Raw genomic sequence first — 12,752 nt, 5'->3', positions numbered from 1 at the left:
GCGCCCGAAGACCCGGCTTAACCCAAGGGCGCATCACGCGCAGATTCAGTATATTAACACGCGGGGGGGACAGCCTCGGCATCCCGGAGGGGTGGGCCCTTGCCTTACCTGATCGACGGAAACAATCTCCTTGGCTCTTGGGGCGGCCCGGTCGGAGGGAACGACCGTCGCGCCGAGGTCGTCCGGAGGGTCGCTTCCTTTTGCCGCGCCCGCAATGTAAAGGCAACAATTGTGTTCGATGGGCATCCCCTACGACCGGAAATGGCGGCCCAGGACTTGGGCCCCGTCTCCCTGCGGGTTCCCCCGGCCGGCGTGGACGCGGACACTGTGATCCGCGAGCTCTTGGACCGGGCTCCCCGGCCCGCGGAGCTCATCGTAGTGACTTCGGACAAGGCCCTCTACTCTTATGCGAAGACCGCGGGCGCCTCCGTGCTCCGCGCCCACGAGTGGAATCTCCTTGAGCGAAAACCCGGTCGGGGGCGGGACGGGGGTGAGTCTTCCGAGAAGCCCGATCGAGAGGATGACATCGAGGGGTGGCTGCGGAGGTTCGGGGGGTCGAAGTAAGCGGCGCCACCAATCAGTCGGCTCCTTCTCCGGAGGTCAAGGGCGCGAACGCCATTCGCGAGGACGAGGGTTACTTCTTGAATGGCGCGACGATACCTCCCCCGGTTCATTTTGAATGGCTCGATACGCGCTCTTGACAGCACTGCCGCGCCTTGCATAGCGTGGTCCCGGGGAGGGGCCTCATGAATACACTCGTCCGCCCCGGTTTCACCGTCTTTCTGTCGTGGCTCCTCGCGCTGGCCGGAGCGGATGCGCGGGCGATGAACCTGGCCTCCTCCAGCTTCTCCCCCCAGGGAGAGATTCCCTCCCGACACACGTGCGAGGGGCAGGACGCCTCGCCCGCCCTCTCGTGGTCCGGCCTCCCGCCGGGGACGAAGAGCCTGGCCCTCATCGTGGACGATCCGGACGCTCCCGACCCGAGCGCGCCCCAAACGACTTGGGTGCACTGGGTCGTCTACAACATTCCGCCGGCCGCAAACGGCCTCCCCGAGGGGGCCCGGGCCCACGACCTTCCGGCCGGCGCTCACGAGGGTCGGAATGACTGGCAGAGCAGCGGATACCGCGGTCCGTGTCCGCCCATCGGACGCCACCGGTACTTTCACAAGCTGTACGCCTTGGACGTGGTCTTAGCCGATCTGGGGATGCCCACGAAGAGTGCGCTGGAACAGGCGATGAAGGGCCACGTGCTTGCTCAAGCGGACCTCGTCGGCACTTACCAGAAACGCTAGCGGATCGGGAGCGGAACCTCCGGCGGCCAAGCCTTCGCCGACGGACGGGCAGATGCGCCCCCGCGCGGGCCGGGTCACGGTACCTCTTCCGCCCGGGACACGCTCTGCCTGAGATCAAAGAGGAGCCAGTCCTTTTCGCGTATGGCCTTCCGCTCCGTCCGGACGAGGGAGAGAAACTTGGCGATCCCGATCGGCTCGTTGCCGTTGCCGTGCACGAGCACAATGCTGCCCTGCAACGGGGCCTGGTTCTTGGCCAGCCAGGCGTCGGATCCGACCGGGATTAGGCCGTACGAGATCACGCGGTGAACCAGCTTCGGGTCGGACACGAGGCCGGGGAAGCGGAAGAAGGCGGATGGGCGGAGGCCGTTGTCGATCATTGCCGACTCGGTGGCCAAAACCTCGAAGTCGAGGTCGGTACCGGCCTCGCGTAAGAAGTTCCGGGACAGCGGCAGGTCCGGGCTGTAGCGGTGGTTGAACGAGTGGTTGATCCATGTCGCCGCAATCTGGCCCTCCCCCTCGAGCTCCCTTAGCCACGCGAGGTCCTTGGGGTGCTCGAGCATCCAGCGGCCGGTGATGGCGATCCCCAGGGGGACCGGCCTCTCCTCGGGCTCGAACTCGGCAAGGATGGTCGTAAACAGGCGCTGGTCGAGGGGGCGGGTCGACGGACAGAGGTCGATGGTGAGCACAACACCTTTTCCCGCGGGCAGGGCGTGGCGGATGCCGGCATCCTGCTCGGCGGTCGCAGTCCTCTCCGCGTCGCTCAGCGCCCGTCCGAAGGGGGTGGCTCTGGTCGCGTCCCGCACCTCCCGCCAGGACGACTTCTTGACCTTCAGGCCCGCGGTGGGGAGGAGCAGGGTGTCGAGGCTTTCGGGGTCGACGACCAGCACGAAGTCCTGAGCGCCCCGGCGGAAGGCCCGGAGCGACACCCACGGTCTTTCGCACTGTGGTGCTCGGCAGGTCGCGAAGAAAATACGGTAGTCTTTGACGCCCGGGGTCGCGGGGCCGCCCAGGAACGCGGCCAAGGGCCAGCACAGCAGACCGGGTAGGCGGAAGAGGCTCGTCATCACCACCCTCAGTGTACGGATCTTGTAGGCTTCGCGCGAGGTGCGCGCGAAGCATGCTTCCCGTCCGGGGGAGAGCGTCACTCTACGCGGTCGGGCCGCGATCTGCCTCGGGACTCCGCTTGACGTTTTTTGGGGCAAGGGGGTAGCGTGCGGGGACGCCAGCTCCCCCTGGCTTCAGCGCGGGCCGGCGCGGAATCGTGGGTCGGTGCCCCTCTCCGCCTGGCTCAGGAGGATCTATGTCGACACGAGCCTTGATCGCGGCCGTGGCCACCTTGGCCAGCCTGGCCTCCACGGGATGGGTAAAGCCGGCCTCGGGCGGGGAGTCTGCCCGCACGCCGCTCAGCCTAGCTCCCACCCCGCGGACCGTGGCCTGGGGATACTACGACGCGGCCACGCCGCCCGCGCTACGCGTGGCTTCCGGCGACCTGGTCGAGATCAAGACACTGATCACCTCGAGCCCGGCTCGGCTCGAGGGAGCGGGCCTCCCTCCGGAGCAGGTGGAGCCGGCTCTGCGCGAGATCTACCGAGAGGTGACGAATAAGGGCCCGGGTGGACACATCCTCACCGGGCCCATCTTCGTCGAGGGAGCGGAGCCGGGCGACGTGCTCGAGGTCCGTATCAAGACCGTCCGCCTCGCCCTCCCCTACGCCTACAATGCGTTTGCTCCCGGTCGGGGCTTCCTGCCCGAGGACTTCCCCTACCCCCGGATGCGGATCATCCCCCTCGACGAGCGGCGCATGGTGGCGCGCTTCGCGGACGGCGTCGAGATTCCTTTGCGGCCCTTTTTCGGCAGCATTGGGGTGGCCCCGCCGGAGGTGTCGGGTCGTATCAGCAGCGCACCGCCCTGGATACACGCAGGAAACCTCGACAACAAGGAGCTCGTGGCGGGCACGACCCTCTATATTCCCGTGCACGCGCGGGGAGCGCTTCTACTGGTGGGCGATGGCCACGCGGGGCAGGGCAACGGCGAGGTCGACATCACTGCCCTCGAGACCTCGCTCCTCGGCACCTTCCAGCTCGTGGTGCGAAAGGACCTGCACTTGCGCTGGCCGCGCGCGGAGACCCCCACCCACGTCATCACCATGGGCCTGCACGAAGACCTCACCGAAGCGACGCGAATGGCGCTGCGGGAGATGCTCGACTACCTGGCCACGGAGAAGCACATGTCCCGGGACGACGCCTACATGCTGGCGAGCGTGGCCGCCGATTTGAGCATCACTCAGCTGGCGGATGGCAACAAGGGAGTGCATGCCATGATCCCGAAAGCGATCTTCGTGCCCGCTTCCGTGCGTTGAGGCGAGCGAGGCCCGTCCTCAAGGAGGCGCGCGACGGTGAGCTCCGAAGCGGGGGATCCCGCCACCGTGCACGAAGTGCGGCGGGCCCGGACCCCGGTGCCGGCAGAACCGAGGATCAGGCTTTCTTGTCGTCGGGGGGCGCGGGCAGCGCCGCGGAGTCGTCCCGGGATGTGTTCTTGGCACCCGGCTCGTCCCCCTGCATCGCGCTCTTGAACCCTCGAATCGACTCACCCAGGGCCTTGCCCAACTCCGGCAGCTTCGAGGGCCCGAAAATGATGAGCGCGATGCCGAGGATCAGGAGCAAGTGCATCGGCTGCAGCAAACCTTCGATCATGACAACGCCTCCCAAAGAGCGGCACGGACCGCCTCTCTATTAGACCACGACGGGTGCCGGAGAGGAGCACGGACTCGAGCGCCCCGCGAACCACCCAGACCTCAAGGCCGTCAATTGTCTGGAGTCGAATCAGGTCAACAACTTGTCGCCCATCTCGCGTTCTCGCGACCTCTTCAAGGGCTCGTCGAGAGGGTCTGGTCGACGAGGAGTGCCTTCTTGGGTCAACGGCGCGGTCCCATGGGCGAGCATGGGTCCCCAGGCAGGCCCCGTTGTCACGTGAACGGTAGACCCCTGCCCACGTTGGCCATCTTCTTGACAGCGGGGCAGAAAAGCCCCTAGAATTGGTGTTTAGTCCCTGACGAGCGGTGGCCTTAAAGGGTTATTGTTCGCCTGGGATAATCCATACCCTGGAGGTTTCGCCCCACTCATGCCGGAGACTGAAAAAGCAGAGAAGTCCGTCGCCCCCATCGCGCCCAAGAGCGCGGTGGCCGTACCCGCCCCGCCCACCCCCGAGCCCACCCACGAACCCATAATCGACCCCGAAGAGTTCGAACGCCAGCTCGACATGTACGAGGTCAGCTTCAAGAACTTCGCCGAGGGCGAGGTCGTGAAAGGGGTCGTCCTGCAGGTCTCGGCCTCGGAAGTGATTGTCGACGTTGGCTACAAGTCCGAAGGCATCATCCCCATCGAGGAGTTCCGGGACGAGACGGGCACGCTCTCGATCAAAGCCGGCGACATCGTCGACGTCCTTCTCGAGAAGACCGAGGACAAGGAAGGCTACGTTGTCCTGTCCAAGGAGAAGGCCGAGAAGATGAAGGTCTGGGACGACGTGGAGCGCGCCTACCAGGAGCGCCGCGTCGTGACCGGCCGCGTCATCGAGCGGGTCAAGGGCGGGTTGGCCGTCGACATCGGCGTGCGCGCTTTCCTTCCCGGCAGCCAGGTGGACCTGCGGCCGGTGCGGAACCTGGACAGCCTCCGGGGCCAGGAGCTGCGCATGCGGGTCATCAAGGTCAACAAGAAGCGCGGCAACATCGTCCTCTCCCGCAAGGCCGTCCTCGAGGAGGAGAACGCCGAGAAGAAGCGCGACACCCTGGAGACGCTCGAGGAGGGTAAGGTCCTGATGGGGGTGGTGAAGAACATCACCGAGTACGGGGCCTTCGTGGACCTGGGGGGCATCGACGGTCTGCTGCACATCACCGACATGTCCTGGGGCCGGATCAACCACCCGAGCGAGGTTCTGAACGTCGGGGACGAAGTGAAGGTCCAGGTCCTGAAGTTCGACCGCGAGACCGAGCGCGTCTCCTTGGGATACAAGCAGCTCAAGGCTGATCCCTGGACCACCGCCACTATCAAGTACCCGGCGGGAACCCGGGTGAAGGGCAAGGTGGTCAGCCTCACGGACTACGGCGCCTTCGTGGAGCTGGAGCAGGGTGTCGAGGGCCTCATCCACGTCTCCGAGATGTCCTGGTCCAAGAAGGTCAAGCACCCCTCCAAGATCCTGACCGTGGGCCAGGAGGTGGAGTGCGCCGTGCTCGGCATCGACCAGGAAGCCCACCGGATTAGCCTGGGCTTGAAGCAGGTCGAGGCCAATCCCTGGGCCCAGCTCGTCGAGAAGTACCCGGTCGGCTCGCACATCAAGGGCAAGGTACGGAACCTGACCGAGTTCGGAGCCTTCGTCGAGGTGGAGGAGGGGATCGACGGCCTCATCCACATATCCGACCTCTCCTGGACCAAGCGCGTGAAGCACCCCTCCGAGGTCCTGAAGAAGGGCGACGTGGTCGAAGCGGTGGTTCTCAACATCGACGCCGAGAACCAGCGGCTCTCCCTGGGCCTGAAGCAGCTCGCCACCGACATCTGGGACGAGTTTTTCACCCACCACAAGGTGGGGGACATCGTGGAAGGCAAGATCGTCCGCCTCACCAACTTCGGCGCCTTCGTGGAGCTCCACGAGGGCATCGAGGGCCTCGTCCACGTTTCCGAGCTTGATGAGAAGCGGACTGAGAAGCCCGGGGAAGCCTTCAAAGTGGGAGACGTTTTCCCCATGAAGATCATCAAGATCAACGAGGGGGAGAAGAAGATCGGTCTCTCCATCCGCGCGGTGAAGCAGGACGAGACCCAGAAGGACCTGGACAGCTACCGGGAAACGGCGGGCAGCGACCGTTCCACTCTCGGGGACGCCTTCCGGGCTGCCCAAGCTGCGCGGGAGAGCGCGGAGGAGTAAAGGGCTCCATGACCAAGGCGGAGCTGGTGGATGAGGTCTCGCGCGTCTCCGACCTCACCCGCAAGCACTCGGAGGTCATCGTGGAAGCCGTGTTCTCCTCCATCATCGACGCTCTCCAGAAGGGCGACAAGATCGAACTGCGGGGCTTCGGCAGCTTCCGGATCCGGCGACGGGACAGCCGTACCGGCCGGAACCCGAAGACGGGAGCGGGAGTGCTCGTGCCCGCCAAGAAGGTTCCGCACTTCAAGCCCGGCAAGGAACTCCGGGAGCTGATCAACCGTCGCTAATCTGCTCCCTTCGCGATGGGACCCGTTTCTCTCTTCCACAAGGATCCCATCTCCTCCCGTTTCGTAGCGGGTGGCGTCGCGGAGACGGAGGGGCTCCTGGGCTCCCCCCTCCCGCGCCTCCCTCCCCTGGAGCGGGACGGCGAGCGCGACGTCTACCTCCTCACATTTCACCCCCGGCTGCGGACGCTCCTTCGCCGCTTCCTCCAGAGCTTGCTCGCCCAGATTGGGTTGGAGTCCCAAGGCTTCCGCCCCGACGCGTCCCGCGACCAGGCGGAGTACGAGACCGCCCTCGGTCGGATTCTCCGCTCCATGCGGGCCGTCGACCGACGGTCCGGCCTGCTCAACCTATTCTGGCTGGGCCACAGCCGCGACGTGGCGGAGTTTCTCCGTGAACTGGAAGCCAAGACCCCGGCCGTCCGCAAGGCGAAGTATTCCCTGCACCCCCTGCTCGCCTCCTTCTACCGGCGCCTGGATCAGGAGTCGCGCCGGAATGGGGAGGGACCCCAGATCTGGGGCGATGACAGCCCGGCCTTGATCGAGTCCATCATCGAGGACGGCTTTGCCTTCACCGAATGCTCGGTGGCGGAACTCGACTTCAACCACTTCCTGAGCGCCAACAAGCGCTACCGCATCACCGCGGAAGCCTTCCAAGAGATCCAGCAGATCCTGCTCCGCGAGACCGAGCGCCGCCTGCGGGAAGGAGACCGGGGTCTGCTCGCCCGCGCCTCCCGCCACATGCCCGGGCTGCCCCGGGAGCAGTACCTGAAGCCTTCCAGCCTCCCCAAGATCATGATGAACGGCCACATCCTCACCTACCTCCTGGGCGATGCCTGGGCCACGGGTAGCCGGCTCATGGCCTCGACCCTGCTGAAGGCGGAGCTGGAGCGCCGCAAGCCGGCGGAGATCGTCGACGCTTTCCTGGATGTGGTGACGGGAGTCAAGCGCTTCGAGATCCTTACCCAGGTGCGGGACCGCATCTGCCTCCTGGGCGGCGCCCTGGGGGAGGAGAAGGATGTCGAGGACAAAGCCAGCCGCGGCCTGCGCATCTATGAGTTCGGGGAGTCCGCCCAGGTCCACAACAATGCCGTCAATGCCACCGTCCTCTTCCTGGACCTCCGTGGGTTCACCCAAACGTCGGAAGGCCAGATCTCGGAGCGCGACCTGACCCAGGAGCTCTATACGGTGTTCGACGCCTTCATCCCCCACGTCCGGCGCTTCGGGGGAACGGTGGACAAGTTCCTTGGGGACGGCATGATGGTCACCTACGGTACCGGCCACGCCGATCCCTTGGACCCTTTGAACGCGCTGCGCACCGCCATTCTTTGCCAGGACACCCTGCGCCGCCAGCGCGAGGGGGGCATGACGTACTTCAAGATGGGGATCGCCATCCATTATGGGCGCGCCTATCTGGCCCGCTTTCTCGCCGACGAGAAGACCGTGCAAAGCACGGTCATCGGACGCAATGTCAACCTCGCGGGCCGGCTCTCCTCGGGCGCCAAGAAGCCGATGGAGGAGGACGAGGCGGAGGCGCCGCCGCCCCCGGGGCCCGTTCGTGCCTCCGGCCTGCGCGTGATCGTGGACGCCCGGGGCGGCCTCTTCAACGAGGGGATTGCCATCAGCCGGGACACCCTCGTTCAACTCGAGACCCATCTGGCTCTCGTCCACGGGGAGGGAATCGTGGAGTACGAGGACGAGGTCATCGGGCGCCGAATCCTCTTCCGCTACGCGGGGGACGCGAAGTTCAAGGGGGTCCGGTCCAGCCTTCCCGTGTACGATGTGGACTATGAGGACCGCTGATGGAGCGGATGTGGGCGCCCTGGAGGCATGAGTACGTGACCTCCGCGGGTCAGCCATCCGGCTGCGTCCTCTGCCGCGCCCTGGAGGGGGCGGGAGGGGCCGACCGCCTGGTGGTGCACGTGGGTTCCTTGAACTTTGTGGTCATGAACCTCTTCCCTTACAACGCCGGGCATCTCCTGGTGGCGACCCGGCGGCACGTGGGCACCCTCAGCGGAGCCACCCCCGAGGAGCTCGCGGAGATGATGGGCTTGGCCCGTCGCCTGGAGGAAGTGCTGGCCGACGCCTATCACCCCGAGGGAATCAACCTAGGCATGAACCTCGGGCGTCCGGCGGGAGCGGGGGTGGCCGATCACATCCACCTCCACATGGTCCCGCGCTGGACGGGCGACACGAACTTCCTAACCGTGTTCGGCGATACCCGGGTGATCCCCGAGGATCCGGTGAAGGCTTGCGAGCGCCTACGCGCCTACTTTCCGCGCTGACGACCCCCCGCGCGCTGGCCGTGTGTCTGCTGCTGTCGGCTTCCCTCGCGGGGGGGCCGTCGGCGGGGCAGAACCGTACCGATCCCGTCACCGCCAGCCTCACGCTCTTCGCGGGGACCCCGGCCGGCCTCTGGCGGTCCCGAGACTGGGGTGGCAGCTGGCAGCGCGTGCTTGGGCAGACCACGGGGGCCCAGCTGGACCTCCTCGGGGCCGCCCGCGGCATCATGCCCCTGGGTCCGTTGGTATACGTGGGGGGCGAGGAGGGGATCTACCTCTCCAAGGACTTCGGGGAGATCTGGGAGCGGACCGGGAGCTCGCCCCCCGTTCTTTGCCTGCTGTCCTCGCGCTACCCCCAGTCGGACCCGACCCTCTTCGTGGGCACCGCCGCTGGGCTTCTGAAATCCGGAGATGGGGGGCGCACGTTCGCGTCCACGAGCCTCTGGGGGACCTCCGTCTTCCGGCTGGAGTGGCCCGGGCCGGCGCTGGTCATGGCGACCGGCCGCGGCGTCCTGATCTCCAACGACGCCGGCGCGCATTTCGAGGGGCCCGGGGAGGGCCTGCCGCCGGGGGACGTCCGGGCGATGGCCCTCTCTTCCTTCTTCGCAGTGGACCCCGTCCTCTTTGTGGGGGTCGGCCAAGCGGGGGTCTTTCGATCCTCGAACGGGGGCCGGACCTGGGTATCGGCCGGGTTGGCGGGCCACCGGGTCGGGGACCTGATCTGGCTCGGGCCCTTCCTCTACGCGGCCGCGGATGGCGGCTTCTTCCGCAGCGAGGACGCGGGAACCACCTGGACCCGGCTGGGCACGGCGGGGGCGGGGTCCCCCACCCAGCTCCTGTTCCCCCTGGCTCCCGCGGCCGGCCTGGAGGCGTTCCTGGCCACGGACCAAGGCCTGTTCCACACCCTGGACGGCGGAAAAGAGTGGCGGCCCGCCGGCTTTCAGGGCGAGAGCGTCCTGGCCGTGGCCACCTTCCCGCCCCCGTCCCCGCTCCGGCGAGGGAAGACCCGGAAGTGAATTTCGCTAAGGCCCATGGCCTGGGCAACGACTTCATCCTCGTCGCCGCCCGGGACGCGCCGTCCCCGGTGGCCCCATGGGCGCGGCGCCTGTGCAATCGCCACCGGGGGATCGGGGGGGATGGCTTGCTTCTCCACGAACCCGCTCCCGACGGGGTCCGGATGCGTCTGGTAAACGCCGATGGTAGCGAGGCCGAGATCTCCGGCAACGGAGTGCGCTGCCTTGCCGCCCTGGCCGTGCGCGCGGGCTGGGCACCCGCCGAGCACGTCGTCCACACCGCGCCCGGACCCCGGCGGGTGCGGGTCGAGAGCCTCGAGGGAAGCCGCTTTCGCGTGGGCACCGACCTGGGCCCCCCGATCCTGGCCACGGCATCCATTCCCGTCGCCCTCGAACCGCCGCAACCCCTCCTCGTCGATCATCCCCTGGAGGCCGCCGGTCGCACGGTCCGGATCACGGCGCTCTCCTTCGGGAACCCGCACTGCGCTCTCCTCCTCGAGCAGCCCGCGGAGGACGCCCTCATCGCCCTCCTCGGCCCGGCCCTCGAGGGCCATCCCTTCTTTCCCCATCGCACCAACGTCGAGTTCGTCTCCGTGACGGACCCCGGCCAGGTGCGGGCCCGGTTCTGGGAGCGGGGAGTGGGGCCGACCAGCGCCTCCGGGACGGGGGCCGCCAGCGCGGCCGTGGCCGCCATCCTCGCCGGCCGCGCCAACCGTCATCTGCGCGTGGTGTGTGACGGCGGCACGCTCGAAGTCGAGTGGCCGGAGGGAGGAGCCGTCTTCCAAACGGGCGAGGTCGAGATCCTCTTCGAAGGGGAGTGGCTGGCCTAGGTCCGCGGGCGGTGGGCGAGGGTCGGACGCACCGGCCCCCCCTGCGGCCCCTGGCCTCGGCTCACCTCCGGACCACCCCCGGCTGGGGCGGGAGTCCGCGCGGCGCCCGCGCGCTCAATTCAGCGCCGTCGGCACCGCCAGCGAGAAGGGGGCAATGGCGGCATCGAATGACTCGCCGCTCGCGGTCACCATCCGATACGAGCCGTGCATGGAGCCAATCCGTGTTCTCAGTGGGCAAAAGCTCGTGTACTCGAACGACTCCCCCGGGCCCAGCACCGGCTGCTCACCGACGACGCCCGGCCCCCGGACTCTCTCCACCTCGCCCTCGGCGTTGGTGATGATCCACTCCCGACTCACGAGCTGCACGGTCTCCGGCCCTTCGTTGGAAATGCGGACCCGGTAGGTGAAGAAGTAGTGCTCGTCGCGGGGTGAACTGCGTTCCGGGAGGTAGCTGCTCTTCACTTGCACGCGGACGCCCCGGGTGACGGTATTGCTCATCGCCTCCGTCGGCCTCCGCGGGGGTGGGCCGCCTCCCATTTCACCTGGGCCTGGCGGAAGGCGGTGGTCAAGGGCGCGGCCCGGGCCTTGAGCTCCGCCGCCAACGCCTGGGCCGCCAGGAGATCCCCTTGCTGCAGGCGGGTCTCGGCCTCCCGCATACCCTCGTTGACGGCCGCCGCCGCCCCCTCGACTTCGGCGAGGACCGCGTCCGGCACCTTCGCCTTTGTGGCCTGCTCCCGGAGAGAAGCAAGCTCGGCGAGGACCGCGTCCACCTCCGCCCGATCCGCCTCCACCGCCTGTCGGGCCGCCGCCTTTCCCGCTATCGCGGCCTGGCCCGCGGCCCGCGACCTCTCCGCGGCCTCGGTGGCGGAGGAGATGGCCCCCCGGTAGTCCCTATCCTGAAGGCGAGCCTTGGCCGTTCGGAGCGCCTCCTGAGCCTCCTTCCAGCGCTCGGGGGCGAACTCCTGCGCGCCCTCGGTTCGGGCCTGCTCGAGCAGGCTCTCCGCGGCCGCCACCTCCTTCAGGGGCGGGTGGTTGCACGCGCCCAGCCAAAGGGCGGCCAGGAGAGTGCAGGCCTCCCTGGGAAGGGCCGGACGGTCATTCCGTGCGGCACGCAAGCGAAGGATGCTAGGCGGGGGCCGCCGGCAATGTCAACGGGAGGGACCCTCCGCCTGCACCAGGGCGCGGCGGCCCTCGACCGCATCCGCGGGTACGCCCACCAGGACCAGGCTCGAGGCCAGCAGGAAGGCGTTGCGGAGCACCAGGAACCAGCCGACGCCGTGGAATACGCCTGCCTCCGCCTTGGCCGCCACCGAGGTGCAACCGCAGTTCTCGACGTCGATGCCGCGGGCCATCACCGAGCCCGCCGCGGCCAGGAACACCACGAGCAGGAGCGCGACCACGAGCGCAGCCTCGCGCTTCCAGATCCCGGCCAGGAGCAGGATCCCGGCCAGGGCTTCGACCCAGGGCAGGATCACGGCCACCAGGTTGGAGGGGACGGCTCCAAAGACCTGCCATTGGTAGACGATGCGGGCGAAGGCGGGGGGGTCTGCGATCTTGTTCAGACTGGCATAGACGAACAGACCGCCGAGGAGGAGACGGAGGATGAGATGGAGTCCGGGGTGGCGGAGCGCGTTCATGGCGCCTCGCCCGAGCGGACGGGGTAGCCGGCGTCGGTCCACGCGGGCCACCCCTCGTTGAGGATGGCGGCGTGGATGCCCTTCTCGCGGAGGTGGCGGGCCACGATGTTGCTGGCCTCGCACCCGTAGCCGCTGCAGTACACGACCAGGTTGAAGTGGCGGCGGAGCCGCGGTTCCAGAGCCGCGAAGGCGCGTTCGAAGTCGGGCTCGGGCAAGGGAAGAGCCCCCGGAATGTGGCCCATCTTGTAGAAGTCGGCTGGCCGCGCGTCGAGGAAGAGGGCGCCGCGGTCGAGGCGCGCCTTGGCCTCGCCCGCCTCGATGACCTCGTCCCCCCGCTGGACGAAAACGCTCCGCCCCAGGGCAAGTCCGCGGCCGGAGAAGCCGTTCCAGAGGAGGCCGAGGGCCGCTCCCAGCCCCAAGATCGCGACGATCCGCCCGAAGCGCAGGCCCATGGGTCTGAACCTAGCACGGGCCCGTCCGCTCCTTCAACAATGGCGCGCGCT

15 protein-coding genes are annotated in these 12,752 nt (G+C 67.7%); 9 read left to right on the top strand and 6 right to left on the bottom strand.

Features of this window, described 5'->3' with window-relative positions; translation table 11 throughout:
* Positions 1-99 precede the first annotated feature (99 nt).
* Together VN461_07485 and VN461_07480 are read left to right on the top strand one after the other, a co-directional pair.
* Positions 100-564, top strand: coding sequence for an NYN domain-containing protein (locus VN461_07485; protein ID HXB54608.1), 465 nt, complete (start codon positions 100-102; stop codon positions 562-564).
* A gap of 260 nt (positions 565-824) precedes the next feature.
* Positions 825-1,292: a YbhB/YbcL family Raf kinase inhibitor-like protein gene (locus VN461_07480; protein ID HXB54607.1), complete on the top strand. Its 468-nt coding sequence runs from the start codon at positions 825-827 to the stop codon at positions 1,290-1,292.
* Positions 1,293-1,366: 74 nt separating this feature from the next.
* Here VN461_07480 and VN461_07475 read toward each other — a convergent pair whose 3' ends face one another.
* Positions 1,367-2,356: a polysaccharide deacetylase gene (locus VN461_07475; protein HXB54606.1), complete on the bottom strand. Its 990-nt coding sequence runs from the start codon at positions 2,354-2,356 to the stop codon at positions 1,367-1,369.
* Positions 2,357-2,592: 236 nt separating this feature from the next.
* Here VN461_07475 and VN461_07470 point away from each other — a divergent pair, with 236 nt between their 5' ends.
* The gene (locus VN461_07470) at positions 2,593-3,651 is read left to right on the top strand and encodes an acetamidase/formamidase family protein (GenBank protein HXB54605.1); all 1,059 of its coding nucleotides are present in this window, start codon (positions 2,593-2,595) and stop codon (positions 3,649-3,651) included.
* A 115-nt stretch (positions 3,652-3,766) separates the two neighbouring features.
* On the opposite strand, the gene tatA is transcribed toward VN461_07470, so the two are convergent.
* Positions 3,767-3,985 (bottom strand): twin-arginine translocase TatA/TatE family subunit, encoded by a 219-nt coding sequence (tatA, locus tag VN461_07465; GenBank protein HXB54604.1) that lies wholly within the window; start codon positions 3,983-3,985, stop codon positions 3,767-3,769.
* A 427-nt stretch (positions 3,986-4,412) separates the two neighbouring features.
* Between tatA and VN461_07460 the strand changes: the two genes are divergently transcribed.
* The 6 genes from VN461_07460 to dapF are packed head-to-tail and all read left to right on the top strand — an operon-like array spanning position 4,413 to position 10,612.
* Entirely contained in the window at positions 4,413-6,206 is a 1,794-nt protein-coding gene (locus VN461_07460; GenBank protein ID HXB54603.1) for a 30S ribosomal protein S1, read from the top strand.
* Positions 6,207-6,214: 8 nt separating this feature from the next.
* Entirely contained in the window at positions 6,215-6,493 is a 279-nt protein-coding gene (locus VN461_07455) for an HU family DNA-binding protein (protein ID HXB54602.1), read from the top strand.
* A gap of 15 nt (positions 6,494-6,508) precedes the next feature.
* Positions 6,509-8,290 (top strand): adenylate/guanylate cyclase domain-containing protein, encoded by a 1,782-nt coding sequence (locus VN461_07450; GenBank protein ID HXB54601.1) that lies wholly within the window; start codon positions 6,509-6,511, stop codon positions 8,288-8,290.
* On the top strand, positions 8,290-8,772 hold the full coding sequence (locus tag VN461_07445) for an HIT domain-containing protein (GenBank protein ID HXB54600.1): 483 nt from the start codon (positions 8,290-8,292) through the stop codon (positions 8,770-8,772). Before VN461_07450 ends, VN461_07445 begins: the two co-directional genes overlap by 1 nt.
* Positions 8,739-9,785, top strand: coding sequence for a hypothetical protein (locus tag VN461_07440; GenBank protein HXB54599.1), 1,047 nt, complete (start codon positions 8,739-8,741; stop codon positions 9,783-9,785). Before VN461_07445 ends, VN461_07440 begins: the two co-directional genes overlap by 34 nt.
* Positions 9,782-10,612, top strand: a complete 831-nt coding sequence (gene dapF, locus VN461_07435) for a diaminopimelate epimerase (protein ID HXB54598.1) — start codon at positions 9,782-9,784, stop codon at positions 10,610-10,612. Before VN461_07440 ends, dapF begins: the two co-directional genes overlap by 4 nt.
* A 114-nt stretch (positions 10,613-10,726) precedes the next feature.
* Here dapF and apaG read toward each other — a convergent pair whose 3' ends face one another.
* From apaG to VN461_07415, 4 genes are read right to left on the bottom strand one after another with little or no spacing between them, the layout of a single operon-like run.
* Positions 10,727-11,110 (bottom strand): Co2+/Mg2+ efflux protein ApaG, encoded by a 384-nt coding sequence (apaG, locus tag VN461_07430; GenBank protein HXB54597.1) that lies wholly within the window; start codon positions 11,108-11,110, stop codon positions 10,727-10,729.
* A complete protein-coding gene (locus tag VN461_07425) occupies positions 11,107-11,727 on the bottom strand; it encodes a hypothetical protein (protein HXB54596.1) in 621 nt (206 codons plus the stop codon). The genes apaG and VN461_07425 overlap by 4 nt, the downstream gene beginning before the upstream one ends.
* A gap of 33 nt (positions 11,728-11,760) precedes the next feature.
* Positions 11,761-12,249, bottom strand: coding sequence for a MauE/DoxX family redox-associated membrane protein (locus tag VN461_07420; GenBank protein ID HXB54595.1), 489 nt, complete (start codon positions 12,247-12,249; stop codon positions 11,761-11,763).
* Positions 12,246-12,701 (bottom strand): rhodanese-like domain-containing protein, encoded by a 456-nt coding sequence (locus tag VN461_07415; protein ID HXB54594.1) that lies wholly within the window; start codon positions 12,699-12,701, stop codon positions 12,246-12,248. Before VN461_07415 ends, VN461_07420 begins: the two co-directional genes overlap by 4 nt.
* Positions 12,702-12,752: the final 51 nt, after the last annotated feature.

This window comes from Vicinamibacteria bacterium (genome assembly GCA_035570235.1).
In the GTDB taxonomy this organism is placed as follows: domain Bacteria; phylum Acidobacteriota; class Vicinamibacteria; order Fen-336; family Fen-336; genus DATMML01.
This window is presented reverse-complemented; position numbering and strand designations above follow the sequence as displayed.